Annotated in this window: 19 protein-coding genes and 1 pseudogene; 13 read left to right on the top strand and 7 right to left on the bottom strand. The window is 66.2% G+C overall.

Annotation, left to right across the window (positions count from 1 at the left end; genetic code table 11):
• Positions 1-629: 629 nt before the first annotated feature.
• The 5 genes from LBC97_03545 (at position 630) to LBC97_03525 (ending at position 4657) form a co-directional block, all read left to right on the top strand.
• On the top strand, positions 630-1580 hold the full coding sequence (locus tag LBC97_03545; GenBank protein MDR2565130.1) for a glycosyltransferase family 2 protein: 951 nt from the start codon (positions 630-632) through the stop codon (positions 1578-1580).
• Between the two features lie 214 nt (positions 1581-1794).
• Positions 1795-2718, top strand: a complete 924-nt coding sequence (locus LBC97_03540; GenBank protein ID MDR2565129.1) for a hypothetical protein — start codon at positions 1795-1797, stop codon at positions 2716-2718.
• 120 nt (positions 2719-2838) lie between these two features.
• Positions 2839-3648, top strand: coding sequence for a tyrosine-type recombinase/integrase (locus LBC97_03535; GenBank protein MDR2565128.1), 810 nt, complete (start codon positions 2839-2841; stop codon positions 3646-3648).
• Entirely contained in the window at positions 3641-3865 is a 225-nt protein-coding gene (locus LBC97_03530; protein ID MDR2565127.1) for a hypothetical protein, read from the top strand. The genes LBC97_03535 and LBC97_03530 overlap by 8 nt, the downstream gene beginning before the upstream one ends.
• Before the next feature lie 30 nt (positions 3866-3895).
• Positions 3896-4657, top strand: a complete 762-nt coding sequence (locus tag LBC97_03525; GenBank protein MDR2565126.1) for a tyrosine-type recombinase/integrase — start codon at positions 3896-3898, stop codon at positions 4655-4657.
• A gap of 80 nt (positions 4658-4737) precedes the next feature.
• Here LBC97_03525 and LBC97_03520 read toward each other — a convergent pair whose 3' ends face one another.
• The 4 genes from LBC97_03520 to LBC97_03505 all read right to left on the bottom strand — a co-directional run bounded on the left by LBC97_03520 (position 4738) and on the right by LBC97_03505 (position 8448).
• A complete protein-coding gene (locus tag LBC97_03520; GenBank protein MDR2565125.1) occupies positions 4738-5442 on the bottom strand; it encodes a hypothetical protein in 705 nt (234 codons plus the stop codon).
• A gap of 248 nt (positions 5443-5690) precedes the next feature.
• Positions 5691-6686, bottom strand: a complete 996-nt coding sequence (locus LBC97_03515; protein ID MDR2565124.1) for a site-specific integrase — start codon at positions 6684-6686, stop codon at positions 5691-5693.
• Positions 6683-7618: a tyrosine-type recombinase/integrase gene (locus tag LBC97_03510; GenBank protein MDR2565123.1), complete on the bottom strand. Its 936-nt coding sequence runs from the start codon at positions 7616-7618 to the stop codon at positions 6683-6685. Before LBC97_03510 ends, LBC97_03515 begins: the two co-directional genes overlap by 4 nt.
• Positions 7615-8448: a tyrosine-type recombinase/integrase gene (locus LBC97_03505; protein ID MDR2565122.1), complete on the bottom strand. Its 834-nt coding sequence runs from the start codon at positions 8446-8448 to the stop codon at positions 7615-7617. The genes LBC97_03510 and LBC97_03505 overlap by 4 nt, the downstream gene beginning before the upstream one ends.
• Before the next feature lie 329 nt (positions 8449-8777).
• Here LBC97_03505 and LBC97_03500 point away from each other — a divergent pair, with 329 nt between their 5' ends.
• From LBC97_03500 to LBC97_03480, 5 genes are all read left to right on the top strand, one after another.
• The gene (locus LBC97_03500) at positions 8778-9134 is read left to right on the top strand and encodes a peptidase inhibitor family I36 protein (protein MDR2565121.1); all 357 of its coding nucleotides are present in this window, start codon (positions 8778-8780) and stop codon (positions 9132-9134) included.
• Positions 9135-9172: 38 nt separating this feature from the next.
• Positions 9173-10042 (top strand): hypothetical protein, encoded by an 870-nt coding sequence (locus LBC97_03495; GenBank protein ID MDR2565120.1) that lies wholly within the window; start codon positions 9173-9175, stop codon positions 10040-10042.
• A complete protein-coding gene (locus LBC97_03490; GenBank protein ID MDR2565119.1) occupies positions 10039-11472 on the top strand; it encodes a hypothetical protein in 1434 nt (477 codons plus the stop codon). Before LBC97_03495 ends, LBC97_03490 begins: the two co-directional genes overlap by 4 nt.
• Complete coding sequence (locus LBC97_03485; protein MDR2565118.1) at positions 11450-13453, top strand: ABC transporter ATP-binding protein/permease; 2004 nt, start codon at positions 11450-11452, stop codon at positions 13451-13453. Before LBC97_03490 ends, LBC97_03485 begins: the two co-directional genes overlap by 23 nt.
• Positions 13454-13846: 393 nt before the next feature.
• The gene (locus LBC97_03480; GenBank protein ID MDR2565117.1) at positions 13847-14056 is read left to right on the top strand and encodes a hypothetical protein; all 210 of its coding nucleotides are present in this window, start codon (positions 13847-13849) and stop codon (positions 14054-14056) included.
• Between the two features lie 21 nt (positions 14057-14077).
• Here the strand turns inward: LBC97_03480 and LBC97_03475 are convergent.
• Positions 14078-14494 (bottom strand): annotated as a pseudogene (locus LBC97_03475) (DUF1016 N-terminal domain-containing protein).
• A 250-nt stretch (positions 14495-14744) separates the two neighbouring features.
• Between LBC97_03475 and LBC97_03470 the strand changes: the two are divergent.
• Positions 14745-15791: a beta-lactamase family protein gene (locus LBC97_03470; protein MDR2565116.1), complete on the top strand. Its 1047-nt coding sequence runs from the start codon at positions 14745-14747 to the stop codon at positions 15789-15791.
• Positions 15792-15850: 59 nt separating this feature from the next.
• On the opposite strand, the gene LBC97_03465 is transcribed toward LBC97_03470, so the two are convergent.
• Together LBC97_03465 and LBC97_03460 are read right to left on the bottom strand one after the other, a co-directional pair.
• Entirely contained in the window at positions 15851-16081 is a 231-nt protein-coding gene (locus LBC97_03465; GenBank protein ID MDR2565115.1) for a type II toxin-antitoxin system HicA family toxin, read from the bottom strand.
• Positions 16082-16162: 81 nt separating this feature from the next.
• The gene (locus LBC97_03460; GenBank protein ID MDR2565114.1) at positions 16163-16876 is read right to left on the bottom strand and encodes a nucleoside/nucleotide kinase family protein; all 714 of its coding nucleotides are present in this window, start codon (positions 16874-16876) and stop codon (positions 16163-16165) included.
• Positions 16877-17163: 287 nt separating this feature from the next.
• Here LBC97_03460 and LBC97_03455 point away from each other — a divergent pair, with 287 nt between their 5' ends.
• Together LBC97_03455 and LBC97_03450 are read left to right on the top strand one after the other, a co-directional pair.
• On the top strand, positions 17164-17514 hold the full coding sequence (locus tag LBC97_03455) for a DUF485 domain-containing protein (protein MDR2565113.1): 351 nt from the start codon (positions 17164-17166) through the stop codon (positions 17512-17514).
• Positions 17511-19172 (top strand): cation acetate symporter, encoded by a 1662-nt coding sequence (locus LBC97_03450; GenBank protein ID MDR2565112.1) that lies wholly within the window; start codon positions 17511-17513, stop codon positions 19170-19172. The genes LBC97_03455 and LBC97_03450 overlap by 4 nt, the downstream gene beginning before the upstream one ends.
• Positions 19173-19321 lie beyond the last annotated feature (149 nt).

Below are 19321 nucleotides of genomic sequence, written 5' to 3'. Positions count from 1 at the left end.
CGTCTACCGCACGGTCCTGAACAACCTGTACTTCAAGTCGGCCTACTTGGAGGGCTGACCCAAGAAAAACGGGGACGGTACCTTTTTCCGGCTAGCCGGAAAAAGGTACCGTCCCCGTTTTTGTTGCTGCGGGGGCAGCGAGACGGGGCCGTCCCTTTTCTGCGGCCGTCCCCGCAGCCTTGGCCGGGCCGACCGGGGCGGGCAGGGCGCCGATAGAGTATCTGGTCTGCCCAAAGATCCAGGTGGTGGGCTCTCTGATGCTCACACACGGATCGACGCGTCTGCGACGATGAGTCCGGCCGTTTCCCCGCGACAGCCAGGTCCAGTCTGCTCGCAGACTTGCACGCAGCTGAGACCCCGTCCCGACGTGTACGGCGTCTTTGCCGTACTTCCAAAGTGCACGGCAGCCATGCCGTGCAACCGAACGCCCACGCCTTTTGCTCGGTGCGGGGCATGCCCGGATCCGTGAGCTGGTTCCGCGCGTGAGGGGTTTCTTGGGCGGTGCGGGCAGTCCTAATCGCAGTCGGTCCGCAGAGTGGGTCGTGATCGTCCCGGGGGATGATGGACCGGTGGGCGGGATCATCCGGAGCGACGACGAAAGCCTGGGACCGGCCAGTTAAACTCTCAACGTGAAGTCAAAGTCGGTTGCGGTTCTTCTTCCCTGTTACAACGAATCTCAGACGATTGGCCAGGTGGTGCGGGACTTCCAAGAAGCCCTGCCGGAAGCCACGATTTACGTTTACGACAACAACTCGACAGATGGCAGCGCGGGGGTGGCCGCCGCGGCCGGGGCCGTGGTCAAGTGCGAATCCATGCAGGGCAAGGGCTACGTGATGCGTTCCATGTTCCGCGACATCGAAGCGGACTGCTACATCCTGGCGGACGCGGACGACACCTACCCGGCCTGGGCGGCGCCTGCCATGGTCTCCGAGGTCTTGGACCGAGGGGTCGACATGGTGGTGGGGGACCGCCTGAGCTCGACCTATTTCACCGAGAACAAGCGCCGGTTCCATTCGGGCGGCAACGTGGTGGTTCGGAAGCTGGTCAACAGCCTGTTCGGCGGCCAGATCAGTGACATCATGACGGGATACAGGGCGCTGAGCTACAACTTCGCCAAGTCTTTCCCGGTGCTGTCGACCGGTTTTGAGATCGAAACGGAGATGACGATCTTCGCGTTGGAGAGCCGCCTCACGGTGGCTTCGCTGCCGGTTGAGTATCGCGACCGGCCGGAGGGGTCCGAGTCGAAGCTGTCAACCGTCAAGGACGGCCTGCGGGTGCTGCGCACCATCGCCAAACTGCTCAAGGACTACCGGCCCATGTTGTTCTTCAACTTCTTGGCCGCGTTTTGCCTGATGATCGGCCTGATTCTGGGGATCCCGGTGGGCCTGGAGTACTTCCACACGGGTCTGGTCCCGCGCTTCCCCACCCTGTTCGCGGCGTTCTTCTGCCTATTGGCGGCGCTGCAGCTATTCGTCGCCGGGTTGATCCTAGACACGCAGGCCCGCACGCGCCGCCAATCCTTTGAGCTGGCGGTGAACCAACTCGTGCTAACCCGCCCGGGCTCCGGCTCCAGAGTCTGACCCGGCGGGCCGGGCCGGTGTCAAGGCGCGTTCCTGTCGCGTTCGGCGGCGCGGAGCGCAAGCTCGTCTTCCACTATGCCGGGTAAGACCCTAGGCCGGGGAATGGTTTGCCGGCCCTGGTCAGGGCCGGGCTGGTGTTAGATTCCCCGGCATAGGGTTTTCCGGGTTGGCTTCTTGTCGACGGTCCAGTGTCAACTAGAAGGGAACCAATCCAATGCTGTCATCTGTCCACGCCGACGAGGTTGTCGGCGCGATCATCGGAGCGATGCGCCGAGAAGCGTACGCGGAACTATCTATCAACTTGGCGTCGCGGTGCCTGGCCCGATTGGCCGAGTCGTGCGAGGCGGCCGGCGGGCGTTACACGACCCGTGTCGGCGCGCTGTTCGCCAAGGACACCGCCAACCCGAAGACGGGGCTGCCCTCCGATCAGCGCCGCAAACTCCGCGGGCGCCTGGCCCGCCTAGCCGATTCGTATCTCGAGGCGGGTGCCGTCGACCTTGCGGCCGAACGGCGCCCCGGCCCCCAGCCCGCCACCCTGGCGTCGCGCCAGATCTTGTCCGATTGGGAAGCCTGGACGCGGGCTGAGGGGTGGTCTGGCGAATCTGTCTCGCAGCATGTGTCATACGCGCGGCGGTTCCTGCTCTGGCTCGAGGACGGGCCGGAGCCCGACGTGGACGGAGCCGACCCGGCAGCCGCCGAGGAGTTCTTGACGGCATTGCGGGCGACCTGCGCGCCTTCGAGCATGCGCACGGTCAAAAACGTGTTGGCCGGTTTCTGCAGGTTCGCTGGCCGCGGGGACCTGGCGGACGGGTTCGCGCAGGCCAGGACAGAGCATAAACGCTCCCCGCTGCCGGTGCTGACAAACCAGGAGACCAGCGCGGTGGGCGAGGCCTGTCGGCGGGCCGTCCCGAGGGACGCCGCGATTGTGTTGTTGGCGTTGACGACCGGGTTGCGGGCCGTCGACATCTGCGCGTTGGAGTTGGGGTCGGTCGATTGGCGGGCCGCCCGGATCGCCTACCCGGTGATCAGCGCGGTCCTCGGCCACGCGGACCCCGCCTCGGTGGACGCCTACTTGGAGACAGACACGGAAACGATGCGCGGCTGTGTGCTGCCCCTGCCCGAAGCGGCGAGGCTGTGAGCGGCCCGTACCAGAGCGCCCTGGGCCCCCAGGTCGAGGCGCACATCGCGTTCAAACGGGCGATGGGCGGCGTATACGCTGGCGGCGAGCACTACCTGCGCCGAAAACGGGTTCACAGCGGTGACCAGACAGGCGTGCGAGGGGTTCATCGCCCAGGTCGACGCCGGCCGGCAGGACAAACCGAGGCGGTGGGTGTCCTACCTGCGGGGTTTCGCCCGGTGGATGCGCCGCCACGGAGACCCGGCGGCGTGGGTCGCGCCCGGGTGGTGGACGCCGCCCGGGCGTCCCGAATCATATGTGCTGTCGGGCGCCGAGGTGGAGGCGCTCTTCCAGGCGGCCGTCTCGTTCGACAGCGGCGTCCCGTGGCGTTGGCAGGCGCGCGGGTTCTTCGGTTTGATGCACTCGTGCGGGTTGAGGACGGGGGAAGCCAGGCGCTTGGACCGCTCCGACGCGGACCTCGACGCCCTGACGGTCACCATCCGCGACTCGAAAGGCCCCAGGACCAGGCAACTCCCCATAACCAGGGAAGTCGCCGCGATGCTGGCGGCCTGTGACCGTGAGAACGCCCGCCGGTGGCCCGGCAGGGAGAAGCTGTTCACAGGGTGGTCCGGCGGCCAGCTCAACACCGGCCGGCCGGCTGAGGTGTTCCACCGGATCTGGGACGCCGCCGGGCTGCCCGTTCCGCAATCGCGGCCGTTCCCCGTGCCTTATTGCCTGCGCCATCGGTTCGCATACGCGAACTTGGAGCGGCGGGCTAAAGAAGGGTTGGACACGGCCGCGATGCTGCCGTATCTCGCACGGTACATGGGCCACTGTTCGCCGCAATCGACCCTGTATTACCTGCACATCTCCCCGGACTTCGTAGCCGGCTACGACAAGCTGGCTGGCGCCACCGCCGGACTGTTGCCAGAGATGGGATTCGATGAGTAAACCGACCGAGCCGAGTTTCTGGCGACTGGCCAGGGGATTCCTCCACGACCACTGCACCGCCCAGCGGCGCCTGTCGGCCAACACCGTCGACGCGTACAAGACCGGACTGGAATCGTTCCTCGCCCACCTGGGCGCGTGCGGCATTGCCCGCCCCGAGATCGGCTTCGGTTATTTCGACCGCGCCCGGTTCAAAGGCTGGGTCAAATGGATGCTGTAGGACAAGCACCTCGCCCCGAAAACTGTCGAGTTGCGGTTGACCGCGCTCAAGGCGTTCCTGAAATACGCCGCCGGCGAAGACCTCACATTAGGCGCCGCCTACGAGGACGCCGCCGCCGTCAAACCGCCGAAGATCCCCAAACGCCCAGTCGAATACCTGCCGAAAGCCGCCACCAAGGCGATACTGCTCGCGTTCGACGGCCGCGACCGGAAATCACGGCGGAACCGGACGATGCTCGTGTTCCTCTACGACTCCGCCGCCAGAGTGTCCGAGGTCACCGGCGCCCGGGTCGGAGACCTCGACTTGGGAGACTCCCCGTCAGTCGTGCTGCGCGGCAAGGGCGGCAAGGTCAGGACCATGCCGCTGATGGGCAAGACTGCGGACCACCTGCGCCTCTACCTGTCCGAGTTCCATTCCGGCGGGGGCCGGGACCGGCCGTTGTTCTACTCGTTGAAGAACGGCCGGCCAGGGGCATTATCCGCCGACACGGTCCAGGCGGCGTTGAAACGGGCCGCCGACATAGCCAGGACGGGTTGCCCGGAGGTGCCCGGCCGGGTCTGGTGCCATCTGGTCAGGAAAACCCGCTCCATGGATCTGCACCAGGAGAAAGTGCCCCTAGCGTTGATCATGCAGATGCTCGGACACGAGTCAATGGCCACCACATCAGGGTTCTACGCGTTCGCCACCCAAGACATGATGGCCGAAGCAATCGCGGCGACCACGCCGCCCAGCCTCGACGAACCCGCCGAATGGAGGGAGCAAGCCACCATCGACGCCCTCTACCGGCTCTGAGCCGCCGAGCCCTATGCCGGGGAATCTAACACCAGCCCGGCCCTGACCAGGGCCGGCAAATCATTCCCCAGCCTAGGGTCTTACCCGGCATAGTCCGAGTCTATGCCGCAGATCGGGAACGGGAACACCGCGATGACGTGCTCCAACGCCTCGAACACCCACTTCGCGGCCTTGTTCTTGACCGACCGGTTCACAGTCCACCCGGTCGCCACGTCGGTGACGGTCAGCGTGAACGCGAACTCCCCGGACGAGTTCCCGCCCTCGTGGCCGACCAGGTCGATCTCGACGAACCCGGGTTTGGCGTCGTCCCACTCGGCCCAAGTCCGGATCGGGATCTGCGATTTCAGCAGCGACCCGGGCTTCGTGTGCGAACGGCCCCTGGGCAGCAGCTTCGCCCGCTCCGGGGCCAAGCGCCGGTCGATCGTGGCGGCTGACATGCCCGCCAGCAGCACGGCCTGGGCGTCGTCGAGGTCGACCTCGCCCTCGGCGCGGAGCATGGCGATCAAGGTCGCCAGCATCGGCGCGAGGATCTTCCCGGCCGGGGCGCGCAGCACCGCCCAGCATTTCACCAGCGCGGGCATCAGATCCTCCCCGTAGACAGGCCGACGCCCAGGGCGGGGTTTCGCTACCCGGAGCCTGCCCGCGTCCCTCAAGGCGGCCCTGGCCCAGTCCCTGTGCCAGCCAGTCAAATCGACCAGCTCGTCCAGGATCGCGCTCTTTCCCTTCTTCGAGGCCCGGCGATACTTCAGGGCGAGTTTCCCGGTCACGGCCCTGCGTTGGCTCATCGTCAGCTCCATGCGATCAGGCGTAGCGCCCACCCGCCGCTCAGCCGGCCACGCCACGCCGAAGCGGACGCCCATCAATGAGGCAACGTATAGCCCTACGCGGAGGTTTTCAATGACTATGGTGCGTGCCGGGTGATATTGCGCGGTTGGGTGGGTTGGCTGGCGGGAACGCGGTTAGCGGCCACCGAGCGCAACATGACCGGGGCCGGAAGCGACGGGGTGCCGCGTGGTCCCTAGGCCGGTTGCCGCTATCCAGAACCCCGGCCCGCGAGGAATTCGAGGATTTCCGGGGTCGGGGCGTATCGTCCGGGCGGCACTCCCGGCGGCGCGGTCTGGTCAAAGGCTTGCTGTTTCCGTTCCAGGTCGGCATGCAGGTAGATCAGTGTCGTGTCGAGCCGCTCGTGGCCAAGCCGCATGGCGATGGTCGCGACGTCGATCCCGGCGTGCAGGAGCCTCATAGCGGCCGCGTGTCTTAGCACGTGGGGAGTCACGGGGACGCCGACCATGCCGGGCTTACCGGCGACAGCTTCGCCGTGCCTGACCACGATGCGCCACAAGCCGTTCCTGGTCAGATGACCGCCGTGCGCGGCCGGGAACACCGGATCGACGTCCGGCAGACAGTTCTCGGCCGTCCATGCCTCGATCTGTCTGGCGAGGACCGGGTCCAGTGGGGTGGTGCGGTGTTTGCGTCCCTTGCCGACGCATTCGACATAAGGGCTGGCGCCCGTGCGGACGTCTTGTACGCGCACGGCGACGGTCTCGCTGGCCAGCAGCCCGGTTTGGGCCATGAACGCCATGATCAATCGGTCGCGCCGCCCGGTCCACGTCGATGCGTCCGGGGCGGCGACCAGGACTGCGACCTGTTCGTCGTTGAGGTAGTCGACAATTCGTTTGTCCGTTCTCTTATTCGGAATGTCCAACACCCGGGCGATGTCGAGGGAGTGCTCCGGCAGGCGGATGGCGGCGTAGCGGAACAGCGAGCGGATAGCGGCCAGGCGGGCGTTGCGGGTCGCCACGCTGTTGCCGCGGTCGTTTTCGGGGTGGGCCAGGAACGCGGCTACCGTCTCGGCGTCGATGTGGCCGGCGTTCAAGGCGTCGACCCGTGTGGAGTGGTGTTCGGCGGCGAACACGAGCAGCAGTTTGACAGCGTCGCGGTAGCTCGCGATCGTCTGGGGTGACGCGCCGCGCTGGTTCGGGAGCCTGTCGGTGAAAAACCCTTGGATCAAGACGGCGAGGTCGTTCACGGCACCGCCTGCCACGGTTTGGCGGCGCGCTGAGCGGCTAGCGTCATGAGCTTCGGCGGAGCTTCGAGGTACCAGTAGGTGCTGGCAGGGTTGGCGTGACCGAGGTAAGCAGACAGCCATCCGATTCTCGCGTCGATGTCCGGGACGTCAGTCTCGTACCAGTTGATCAGGGATTTCACGGCGAAAGCATGGCGGAGGCAATGGATTCTGGGTTTGACGGGTTGGGTGGCCAGGCCTGTGATCGTCAAGAGTTGCGGCCAGATGTGGTTCCGCAGAGCGCCCGGTTTGAATCGGTTCTGGGCAACGCTGATCAGCGGCGTGGCCCCCAGCCCCGGCCGGCCGCGGGGCATGTGCCCCAAGACGGCTTGCCCGGTGGTCGAGTGCAGCGGGATTGTCCGGTCCGATCCGTTCTTCGCGTGCCGGATCGTGAGTGTGGTCGCTTCGCCGCCAGGCAGGTCGGCGCTGCCGACGTCGGACACGTCGAGGCCGCACGCTTCCGAGATCCTCATGCCGGTCGACGCCAGCAAGCCGATAAGGAAACCGCAGGCGTCGGCTTTGCCCGGTTTCATGCGGACCTCGTGGCAGGCGCTGATCAGGTCGCCGACCTGCGCGTTCGTGAAAATGAACGGGACGGGCCTGGAGAGGCGGGCGGGCGACAGCCCGGCTGGCGGGATCTCGGTGGCCGGGTCAGTCCAGGCCAGATGGCGGGCCAGGTCGCGGACCATGGACAGTTTCACGGTTTTCCATTGGGGCGACGATGCTCCGTCACCGGAAGCGCACGCCAGGGCGGCCTCGGTCGTGATGGTCCCGATCTGGCGGGCCTCGCACCAGGCCACGAACCCCATCAGACTTCCCGCGTTGCCCATCCGATAGCCGAGGGCGCGCCGCATGGCTACGTACTCATCGGCTCCTGACCGCAGGGGCCCGCTCATTTCCCGGCTCCAGGCCATGGGCGGGCCACCGCCGTCAGGGACACCATGTCGGCTTTGGCGTAGACCACGGTCGAAGCCATCGACTTGTGCCGCAGCACCTGGGCGATCTGGTCCAGCCCCGCGCCTTCGTTGAGCAGCCTCGTCCCCAGGGAATGACGCAGCGTGTGCGGCCCGAACTCGTCGATCCCGGCAGCGCGGCAGGCGCTGCGAACAATGTGACAGATCCCCGGCGGGGTCAAGGGCTGGGCGCCAGCCAAAGCAAGAAACATGCGAGCGTGCCCCGTCCCGGCGGGCCGTACCAAAAGATAGGCGACCAGCGCTTCGCCAACGTCGGCCGGCAGCGGCATCTTCTCGACCCGGCTGCCCTTCCCGTTGATCCTCACCGTTCCACCAGCCCAGTCGATGTCCCCCACCTCTAAGCGGGAGACTGCCACAGCCCGCAATCCCAACCGCGCCACCAGCGCCACAACAGCCGAGTCCCGCGCCGTCCGATTGCTCTTCGTCTGCGAGACCAGCGTTCCGACCAATTCAGCGCCCACTCCCCGCCGTGGCGCGGTGTCGCGTCTGCGCGCGACCGACGGCACCGCGTCAACCAGGTCGGGGCACAGCCCCGCCACATGCCCGTAACGCAGGAACGCTCTTACAGCCCGGAGCATCGTCCGGCATGACTCCCAGCAATGGGCCGCAGAATAGCCGACCACGTATCCCGCCACGTCGGCGGCGGCTAAGCCCGGAAGCGCTCCCGGGCCGCCAACCCCCTCAACGAAAACTGCGGCCTTGCGGCAGTACTCCTTACCAGTGGCGGGCGCCAGCCCTCGCTCTTCGATCAAGAACCGCTCACAACCACGGAGCGCCTCCTCAACACCAACACATCTGACACGAGCGTCTTCGCTCATCATGGGCCTCCTGGTCCTCGGGCGCTTTGCCCGTCCACCAACAGTCGAGCACGGCCCCGGTTATGTTGCGCTCGGTGGCCGCTCACCGCGTTCCCGCCAGCCAACCCACCCAACCGCGCAACATCACCCGGCACGCACCATAGTCGCCTTTACGTTGCGCGCAACGTAACAATGAGTCAACTTGCCCTTTGACTTGAGGGCTTGTATTTTTCTAGGACAGGCTGCGCCCGGTACGGCCCGACCAGCAAGGAGGCAAAACTATCATGAGGATCCGTAGGCCGTTTGCCGTCGTTGCGTGCACAACGCTCCCCACCCTCGGTATGACCCTTCCCGCAGAAGCCGCATATAACGACTGCAACATGTCCGGCTATTGGGGCGCGTGGATGCACGCGGACTTCGGAAACTTCCACCTCTACTGCGAGGAAACCAACGTCAAAGCGTACGCTTCTGTCGCCGACAATAGGACGTCATCGATCTCAAACCGTCGAAGCTATTACGTGGACTTCTACGCGGACCCTAATTACAAGGGGCCCATGCTCTATATGCCCGCTAATTTCTCGCACAACAACCTTACGAAGCAGGGTTGGAACGACCGGATCAGCAGCACCGAGTTGCGGTGATGGGTGTGCGGCTTAGCCGATTGCCGCGTGGAGGGGTGGTGTCCTGGCTGATCGGGTGCGCGTTGGTCGCGGCGGGTTGCGACTCGGGCCCGGGTTATTCGGGTCCGCCGCCGGTGGTGGAATTCGATTCCGCGACCATGCAGGTCCGGTTGCCGTTGGACCAGTACGGGATGGTCCCGGAGGAGGAGGCGCTGCTGGGAGCGGCCAGGCTGGTCGACTACCGCAACTGCATGACAGCCGAAGGCGTGGACCCGTCCTGGCTCGAATCCGACGAGTTCATCGCCGACATCTTGACCATAGGCCAAGAGGACCTGATGCCGGACTGGCGATTCGGCTTCTGGAACGCGGGCTATGTCGCCGAGCACGGCATTGAGGGGCCTCCCCCGCACGACGATGCAGTGCTTGAGCCTGTTTCGGCCGACCATGAGGCGGCGTTGGAGGACCCGAATTCGTCGTTCAACCAGGCTTGGGCGCGGTGCTCCGATTCCGGGACCGTGCAGTTCGTGTGGGTGGGACGCGGTTTGATTTCTGCCAAGTGGGCGGCACTCACCAACGGCTTCCAGGAGAGCTACGACAAAGCCAAAGACGACCCGCGCCGCAAGAAAGTCGCCGAAGAATGGTTTGAGTGCGTGGAGAGTAAAGGGTATCCGCGCCCGGAAGAGTTTTTCTACCCGCTTGTGCCGGATGACGCTCCGCCGGAAATGGAGGCCAAGGCTCTGCTAGATGACACCATCTGTTCCGACGAGATTGGCGCGGCTAAGCGGTTGGCGCAGATTGAGGCTGAGTATCAGATGGATTACATCGGGGAGCACGAGGCAGAGTTGGTGGAATTGCAACGCCGAGCCCGCGAACTCGTGGCCGAGGCCGAGAAACTGGTCGAAGACGCCGGCTTCTCCTGGCCGGCGTGACCCACGTCGCTTCGGAACTGGCAGTCAACCAGAACGTGCGCGGCCGGTGCCTGGTTTCCCCTAACCTGGTGACCAGGCCGCATGAGCAGGGGCAGGACGCGGCACGGGGAGGAGATTTCGTGGAACCGAAGGGCCGGTTGTCGAAGCGGACGGTATTGGGCGGCGCGGCTCTTGTGCTGCTCGGCGCGTGCGCGGGAGCGGCAGGCGCGTTGGCGGCCAGATGGCCGGCCCCCGATTTGTCGCCATTGGCGCGGGCAACCGAGCCGGTGGTGGTGTTCTCCGAGGTCAGCGAGCAGCCGCTGCGCAAGCCGGTCAACCTGGTGGGCATTATCCATCCGCCTGAGACCAAGGATGTTTTCGCGCCCGGCACCGAAACGGTGACGGCCGCGGCGGAGCCGCTAGCCGAAAACGCTGGGCTGAGTTCCGGTCCCGGGAACCCATCGGCTCCCAGGACGGCGGCACAAGCGGGAAACCTGACCGCAGTGCCCGGAACCGGAGACAACACCGACCCTGACAGCGCCAAGGACAGCCCGCCAGAGCCGGACAAACCTCCGGAATTGCAGACCCTGCGCCTGGTGGTGACAACTCAGAAAGCATCCCTTGGCAAGCTGATTAGCCCTGGCGGCGTTGTGGCTGAGGTTTCCGGTCGGCCGGTGTTCGCCATGCCGACGGCCATGCCGTTTTACCGCAACCTTGCGGTTGGGGCCAAAGGCGCGGACGTGAGTGCGCTCCAGGGCCTCTTGCAAAGCACGGGGCATTTTGGGGGCGCGGTGGACGGCGTCTTTGGTTCGTCTACGTTGGCTGGGCTGAACTCCCTATATCGGGGCGCCGGCTACGACTTGCCTGTTGCCGACGGAGTCAATCGTGGATTTGTGTTGAGCGAATTCGCGGAAGTGGCTGACAGCCCGGTGACGGTGATTGAGGCAGCGGCGGCAGGAACGCCGTTGGGTGATGGCAAGCCGCTTGTCCGGGTGGTAATCGGCGCGGCATGGGTGAGCGCGCGGGTGTCAATGCTGGATGTCGAGGCGCTGGCGGTGGGCGCAGAGGTGACGGTCATGGCCAGAGGCGCCGAACCGCTCACGGCCGTGGTCTCATCCGTTGGCGAGTACCAAGACGACGGGACGCCTGGCTACGACATAGAGGTCAAGGTTCCGGTCGATTGGTTCGACACTCTGGACGGCGAGCAGCAAGCCGCGCTCTCCCCAACCGGGGACGTGCCGGTTGGCCCAGCCGTCCCGTTGACGGCGGTGCGTGAAGACCCGGACGGCGCTTATGTGCTGGCGCCCGCCCAGGACCCGGCCGACAAGCTCGAGCGGGTTCCAGTGACAATCACCGGCCAAGTGGGCGGTTACGCCTTGATCATCCCGGACGAGGCGCTGCCGGTTGGCCAGCGGATTGTGATGTCGGGTGACCCAGCTGCCGAGTCTTGACCAACCCGCCTGGCAGGAGCCGGGCAAGGCCGGGGCCGCCGAGCGGAGCCCGCTGATCCGCCTGCGGGGGATCTCCAAGCAGGTTGGCCGCAAGGGCGAGGTAGCCGCCTTGGCGCATGTCGACTTGGACGTCTGGCCGGGCGAATTCGTGGCCGTGACCGGCCCGTCGGGTTCCGGCAAGTCAACCCTGTTGACGGTTCTGGGGCTGCTCGATTGTCCCACGGCTGGACATTATTGGTTTGACGGCTCCGATGTCGCCGGGTTGAGCGAGGCGGAACGCAACCGTTTCCGTGGACGCCAGCTCGGGTTCGTGTTCCAAAGCTCCTACCTGATCGGTGACGACACAGCGGTGCTGAACGTCGGCCTGGGACTGCGAGTGCGCGGGCTGCGCGCCAAGGACCGAGACTCCATGGCTCGGGGGGCGTTAGCGGCGGTCGGACTGGCCGAAAGGGCCCAAACCCGGGCGAAACGGCTATCCGGCGGCGAGCGTCAGCGGGTGGCGCTGGCGAGAGCCCTTGTGCCCGTGCCGCGCCTGCTCTTGGCGGATGAGCCGACCGGGGCGTTGGACACGGAATCGGCCGCTTCGCTGACCGCCCAACTGCGGGCGGCGGTCGACCGGGGCACCACGGTGGTGGTGGTGACCCACGACCCGGTTGTGGCCGAGTCCGCCGACCGGGCGGTCGCCCTCGTGGACGGCAAACTGGTGGACACACCTTCGCCACCGGCGCCACCGCCGGAGCAGCAGCGGAGCCAACAGACCCTCGCCGAGTCACGGTTGGCGCGATTCGGCGCCGAGGTGGCCGATGCCGTCCGGGCCGTCATCGACACATCAGCGCGTTCGGCGCTTCTCTTGTTGGCGTACACCTTGGGCGTGGCCGCCCTAGTCGGCGCGTCCGGCTTGGCCCAATCCGCGTCCGGCGCGGTCGCCACCCGCTTGTTGGACGCCGCCTCGAATCGGTTATATGTGTCCATGCCGGTGGACTCGTCTCCTGTCATGTCCGCCAGGCGGGCGGGCTTCGCCGAACTGGTAGACGCGGCCGCCGTCTTGGAGAGCCTGGAGGGAGTGGCCCGCGCGGCGCCGTATTTCTCGCTCGCGCCGGCGGATGTGGAGGTGCGCCGGTTGGCGCCCCGGATCGGCTTCTTGCCGGAGCGGTTACGGGGCGACATCGTGGTCTGCGACTCGCGTTATCCGGCACTGTTGGGCGGCCAGGTGGCGGTCGGCGGTCCGCTGAGGGTGTTGGACAACGGCTGGGATGGGCTGGTCGCGGCGCTGGGCGCCAAGACGGCCGAACAACTCGCCCTGACACAGGCCGGCCCGGACGTGACGATCTGGGTCAACCAGCATCCCGTGCCGGTGGTGGCGGTGTTGGGCGCAAGCGGTGTCGAGGCCCTGGATAATGCCTTGCTGTTGTCCCCGGCCGGCGTAGACCTGCTGCAAGCCCCGACTGACGGCCAGATTCTGGTGGGGACCGCGCCGGGGCGCGCGGAAGCCCTTCACGATGCCGTCCCGTTTGCTTTGGCTCCGGCCAATCCCGGTGGCGTTGACGTCTCCCTGCCCTCGGACTTGGCCTCCCTCCAAGCATCGGTCGCCTCGAATCTCACCAGTTTGATGAACGCTTTGGGCTGGGTGGTCTTGGGTTTGGCGGCAATGAGCGCCGCGACGTCGATGCTGTTGTCGATCCATCAACGCGCTCCGGAGATCGCATTGCGCCGAGCGGTCGGGGCAACCCGGCTGGCGCTTTGGCGGGGATTCATGGCTGAAGGCGCCCTGATCGGCCTGGCCGGAGGAATTGTCGGGGCTCTCGCTGGTGTTGCGGGAACCGTCGGACTGGCGCATGCGCGCGGATGGACGCCAGCTTTGGGTCTGCAATTGCCCGTTGCCGCAGTTGCTTTGGGTTTGGCGACCGCCGTCCTGGCGTCTTCCCTCCCAGCCTCCCATGCCGCCCGCCGCAACCCCGCCACTCTTCTGCGCGGTACCTGATCGCCATCGCGGTCAGCCTGGAAACCGGCGCTAGGATGAGGTGATTGGTGGCCATTGGCGCACCTGCGCTTGCCGACCGGGTCGGTGGTTGAAACAGGGGAAGTGCTAAATCTGCGCTGTGTCAAGGCGTGGCGCGAACCCTTGCTTTGAGGTCCGAGACCCATTCCGCGTATCCCTCGGCCGCCGGGACCGGGCGTCGAGAGCGCGGCGGGGGCGCGGCGCGCATAAGGTTGAAGACGTGTCGTGTGAACAGGTCAAGGCGCTGGCGGACCTGAGTTGGTTCAGGTTTTCCACAGGTTGTCGGTTGCGGGTTTGTGACCTGGGGTTTTGTTGGCGGGTTTGGGGTTTTTGGGGGTTTTGAGGCGCTAGGGCGGGGGTGTTTGGGATCGGTTGGTGGCTTGGATTCGGCGTGTGCGGACGGGTTCGGGCGCGGCGGCGGTCCAGATCGCGGAGTCGGTGGGCGGGCGGCGGCGGATGGTGGCCCATGTGGGCTCGGCCCACGACGAGGCGCAACTCGGCCTGGTCGTGGAGCGGGCCCGGGAGCTGTTGGCCGGCTCGGCCAATCAGACCCGAGTCGATCTGCGCCCGCAGGACATTCCGTGACCAACCCCACTCGACCGCTTTGCGGGCGTACCAAGCCAGCTCGTCGGCCGTCTTGGCCTTGTCTAGCAGCAAGCGGACGTGGCCCCACGGCAATTGGTCCACAAGCTGCGGACCAATTGCCTCCAAATCGGGAAACGCCTTTGCGAACATCCGCATGTACTTGAGATTGGTCGGCGACCAGCCGGTCTGATCCGGGAACTCGCGGCGCAGATCCGCAGACAGGCGCGGGATCACGCCGGCTCCCCAACCCGCCGTCTCCTGCTTCTTGAGTATGCCCTGGCCCACCGACCAGTACAACCGGACCACCTCGGTGTTCGCGGCCCGTGCCGCCCGGAACTGCGTGGCGCGAACCCGTGCTTTGAGGTCCGCGACCCACTCGGCATAACCCTCGGGTGCCGACTCCTCGCCCGCTGCCCCCACCTTGTCAGGTAAACCCATCGGTTCTTCTTCCTTTCTTTGGCTCATCATCCTTGGGAACCGCGCCAGCGCCCAATTCGCGCGTCCCCCCGCTTTGCTTGCTGTTGGAACCAGCCTTCCGGAAGGGTCTGACACTCATAGCACCGAAGCCAGAGTCGAGGCCCTTGACCTGGTCAGCCGCACGGGCGGAGGCTCGCGTCTGGTGGACTCCAGGCGCGTTCGCCGGGACCGGGCGTCGAGCGCGCAGCGGCGCGCGCATAAGGTTGAAGACGTGTCGTGGGAACAGGTCAAGGCGCTGGCGGACACGCGCGGCGGTGCCTACTCCCTCCTGGCAATGCGCGGCGGCGAAGTGGTCGCGGAGCACCGGCGCGGCGTGGGGCCTGACGCCCTGTTCTATTGTTTCTCGGTCACCAAGCCGGTCACGGCGATGGCGATCCATCTGTTGGCCGAGCGCGGCCAACTGGACCTCGACGAACCCGTGGCGTCCTACTGGCCTGGGTACGGCCAACACGGCAAACAGGCGATCACCGTCCGCCACGTGTTGACACACCGGGCGGGCGTGCCCGCGTCGCTGGGGAATCCGGGGCTCGACATGGCCGTGATGACGAACTGGGACAGGTCCGTCGCCTTGGCCGCCCGCGCCCGCCCCCGTTATCCCGCCGGGAAAGTCGTGGCCTACCACGTGGTCGCCTTCGGCTTCATCTTGGGCGAGTTGATCCACCGGGTCACAGGCCGCACCATCAGCCAGTTTGTGCAAGAGGAGTTCTTCGAGCCTTTGAAGATGGACGCCCGTCTGACCTTGCCGGCCAGCGAACTAAAGCGCGCAGTTCGTGTACGCGGCAAGGGCGGCAACTTCGTCAGCCCCGCCTTCCTCAACCGCCTGGCGGCGCGCCAGGCGGTGGTGCCGGCCGCGTCCATGCAGACAACCGCTAGGTCATTGGCCCGCTTCTACCAAATGCTGTTGGACGGCGGGGTCACTGCCGCAGGCCGGCGCATTGTCTCCGAACAGTCCATCGCCAATGCGCTCGCAGTCAGCGCGGATGGCGAGGTGGACCGCATTCTGCATCAGCGCCAACGCTACGGCCAGGGCTTTCAACTGGGCGGGCTGCCAGGCGTGGTTCGGGGGATCGGCACACGTTCGCCAGCCAGCGCGTTTGGACACAACGGCTCTGCGGTCTGCAACGCCTGGGCTGAACCTGAGCGTGGCTTGATCTTCATCTACCTTTCGAACACCGCCGAGATGATCCGCCCCGGTCTGAGGTTCGCGGCCCAATTGTCAGACGCCGCCTGGGCGGCCTTCAACGCCGAGCGCGGGTGACGTCCGAACGCCGCCAAGCGAAAACCGTGGCGCGAGGAGGCCCCCCTTCAGGCCAATGGTTAGGGCCCAACGGCGCCGTGCCGGTGCAACCAGCCCTTGCCGAGCACCGGGGCCAAGTCTCGCTCGATCACATGGGCGGTGCCATCGGCCAGGTCGTGGGCGTGCTGGGGAACAATCGTCTCCGCTGAGGCCCCGCCCCGCGCCACCCGGTAGACCCGGTGCGAACCATGTTGGCGGACAGCCTGCCCCCCGAGGTGCTCGATCAATGCGTCAACTTGCCGGACTCGCATCGCGCCGAGCCTAGCAATAGCTCGACGCTCGCCGACTTTGACCAGCCAAGACCGGCCATTCCGCGGACGCGGCGCGGGCGGTCAAAGGTCAAGTGGGGCGAGGCCCAGCGCCGCGACGTCAACGTGGAGGTCGGCGCCGGAACGCCAGCCGGCCACCTCGTCCGCGTTCGCCTGGTCCACTTTCGCCACCCACTCGCGCGCGGCATCCGGCGCTTTGCCGAAGCGGGTGTGCCGGGCCACCAGCCGGTCGGTCCGCACAGATTCGGGCAGTTCGCAGTACCAGACCTCGTCCATGGCGGCGCGGACCGCGGGCCAGGGCGGAGTCGGGGCGAGGAAGTAATTGCCCTCAGTGATGACAAGGTCCACCTGGGGTTCGACGGCTATTCCGGCGGCGATCGGCTGCTCCAGGTCCCGCTCGAAATCCGGCGCGTAGACGGTGTGGGCGGGGCGCGCCCGCAGGCGTTCCAGCAGCGCGAGGTAGCCGTAGGCGTCAAAGGTGTCGATCGCGCCCTTGCGGCCCATTATCCCGAGCCGCCGCAGGGAGGAGTCGGCCAAATGGAAACCGTCCATGGGCACCTGCGCAACCCGCATCGCCAGGTCCCGCAGCGTCGCGACCAGGTGTCCGGCCAAGGTCGACTTGCCGGAGCCGGGAGGGCCCGTGATGCCCAGGATCGCGCGGCGCGTGCTGCCGCCGGCCATGCCGCTGCCAGGACCGTTGCCAGCCGGGCCGGCGTCAGGCGGGGCGTTCACGGCCAGGGCGTTGGCGCGCTGGACCAGGTCGGCGAAATCGAGCACGGGGACCTCCAAGGGTGGGAAGCGAATGTGGCACCTAGACAATACGCAACGCCAGACAAGGCGATCCGGGAACGTGGCGCGGCCGGACCCCGCCGGAGGTGTGACGAAGATCACTTTGCGAAAAACCACAAAAAAATTTGGAGAACTCTTGACCGCTGAGTTACGTTAGGCGCGAGAGATGGGACTAAAGGCCCATCCCGTTCGCCAGTCGGGGGCAGGCGCGAACCTAGCGAGAGCTGGTCCCACATCCCCTTGGGCGGGCGGCCACACCCACCAAAGGAGTGATCATGGAAGAAGGAAGGCCCCAGGAGGTGACTCCGGGGATCGATTACATCGCGATCGAAGACAGCAGGGAATTTCAGCACTTGCGGAAGACCCAGCGCGGCTTTGTGCTACCGCTTGTGACGGTCGGCCTGGTCTGGTACCTCGTCTACGTCCTACTGGCCAGTTGGGCCACGGACTTCATGTCCAAGCCGGTGATCGGAAACGTCAACTGGGCCGTGATCATCGGCCTGGCGCAGATCGTCACCACGTTCGCCATCACCATGTGGTACGTCAGCTTCGCCAACCGCAAGTTGGACCCGGAAGCGACCAGGATCCGCGTCGAAATCGAGGCTGAAATGGAGGCCGCGCAATGATCGCCTCCGTCCTCGCGTTGCAAGACGTCAACCCGCTCAAGCCGGGCAACCCGGTCATCAACATGTCGATCTTCGTCGCGTTCGTGGCGGTGACCTTGTTCATCGTCATCAAGGGCGGCGGCGGCAAGAACAAGTCCGGCGAGGAGTTCTTCGCCGGCGGCCGGGGCTTCTCCGGCGCCCAAAACGGTCTGGCCATTTCGGGCGACTATCTCTCGGCGGCATCGTTCCTGGGCATTGTCGGGGCGATCGCGACGGCGGGTTACGACGGCTTCCTGTACTCGATCGGCTTCCTGGTGGCGTGGATCGTAGCGTTGCTGCTGGTCGCGGAACTGATGCGGAACACGGGCAAGTTCACCATGGCGGACGTGCTGGCGTTCCGCCTCAGGGCGAGGCCGATCCGCGTGGCGGCGGCGATCACCACGTTGGCGGTCACCTTCTTCTACCTGCTGGCGCAGATGGCCGGCGCGGGCGGCCTGGTCTCCCTGCTCCTGGGCCTGAGCGACGAGGGCATGCAGTCCGTCGTCATCGCCGTGGTGGGCGTGCTGATGATCATCTACGTGCTGATCGGCGGCATGAAGGGCACCACCTGGGTGCAGATGATCAAGGCGGTCCTGCTGATTGCGGGCGCGGCGGTGACCACCGTGTGGGTGCTGGCGCTGAACGGGTTCGACCTGTCCGAACTCCTGGGCCGCGTGGTGGACAACACCGGCCAGTTCATGAAGGACAACGGCCACGCGGCGAACGCGATGATGGATCCGGGGCTGAAGTACGGCGGCAGCAACTGGGCGAAGGTCGACTTCGTCTCGCTCGGGTTGGCGCTGGTGCTGGGCACGGCGGGCCTGCCGCACGTGCTGATGCGCTTCTACACGGTGCCCACGGCCAAGGAGGCCCGCAAGTCCGTGGTGTGGGCGATCTGGCTGATCGGCCTGTTCTACGTGTTCACCCTGGTGCTGGGCTATGCGGCCGCTTACATGTTCGACCCGACTATCTGGCAGAAGGGCTCCGGCGTGCCGGGTGGTTCAAACGCTGCGGCGCCGCTGGTCGCGGCCATGCTGGGCGGGCCGTGGATGCTGGGGATAATGGCGGCCGTCGCCTTCGCGACCATCCTGGCGGTGGTCGCCGGGTTGGCGATCACGGCCGCGACGTCCTTCTCGCACGACATTTACACCAACGTCATCAAGAAGGGGCAGGTCAATCCGGGCGCGGAGGTCCGCGTCGCGAAGATCACGGTGATCGTGATCGGCCTGATCGCAATTGTGGGCGGGATAGCGGCGAAGGATCAGAACATCGCGTTCTTGGTCTCGCTGGCGTTCGCGGTGGCGGCCTCGGCGAACTTGCCGACCATTGTCTTCTCGCTCTACTGGCGGCGTTTCACCACCCGCGGGGCGCTCTGGTCAATGTACGGCGGGCTGATCTCCGCGCTGGTCATCATCGTTTTGTCGCCGGTCGTGTCCGGCTCGGAGACGGCCATGATCCCGAACGCCGATTTCGCGGTCATCCCGCTGTCCAACCCGGGCATTGTGTCCATCCCGCTGGGCTTCCTGCTCGGCATTGTGGGCACGTTCGTGGGCAAGAATGACGACGACCCGGCCCGCGAGGCCGAGATGGACGTCCGCGCCCTCACCGGCCTGGGCGCCGAGAAGGCCATGGCCCACTAGGCCGCCGGCCAGCTGGCCACAACACAAACTTCATAGGTTTCCGTTCAGGTCTTGCGCTGGCCTAACGGAAAAAGCCGGTCCCGGTTCCATCAGGGGGAAGGTGCGCTATGTGGCGGCGCACCGCGATGGCTCCGGGGCCGGCACTTTTG

This window comes from Bifidobacteriaceae bacterium (assembly GCA_031281585.1).
Taxonomy (GTDB): domain Bacteria; phylum Actinomycetota; class Actinomycetes; order Actinomycetales; family WQXJ01; genus JAIRTF01.
Note: the sequence above shows the minus strand (reverse complement) of the source record. Positions and strands in the feature narration are given on the sequence as shown.

Coding starts and splice junctions, on each gene's coding strand:
- LBC97_03540 (MDR2565129.1), top strand. CDS start 1,795: ATGCTGTCATCTGTCCACGCCGACGAGGTTGTCGGCGCGATCATCGGA.
- LBC97_03455 (MDR2565113.1), top strand. CDS start 17,164: ATGGAAGAAGGAAGGCCCCAGGAGGTGACTCCGGGGATCGATTACATC.
- LBC97_03500 (MDR2565121.1), top strand. CDS start 8,778: ATGAGGATCCGTAGGCCGTTTGCCGTCGTTGCGTGCACAACGCTCCCC.
- LBC97_03510 (MDR2565123.1), bottom strand. CDS start 7,618: ATGAGCGGGCCCCTGCGGTCAGGAGCCGATGAGTACGTAGCCATGCGG.
- LBC97_03450 (MDR2565112.1), top strand. CDS start 17,511: ATGATCGCCTCCGTCCTCGCGTTGCAAGACGTCAACCCGCTCAAGCCG.
- LBC97_03520 (MDR2565125.1), bottom strand. CDS start 5,442: ATGAGCCAACGCAGGGCCGTGACCGGGAAACTCGCCCTGAAGTATCGC.
- LBC97_03465 (MDR2565115.1), bottom strand. CDS start 16,081: ATGCGAGTCCGGCAAGTTGACGCATTGATCGAGCACCTCGGGGGGCAG.
- LBC97_03530 (MDR2565127.1), top strand. CDS start 3,641: ATGAGTAAACCGACCGAGCCGAGTTTCTGGCGACTGGCCAGGGGATTC.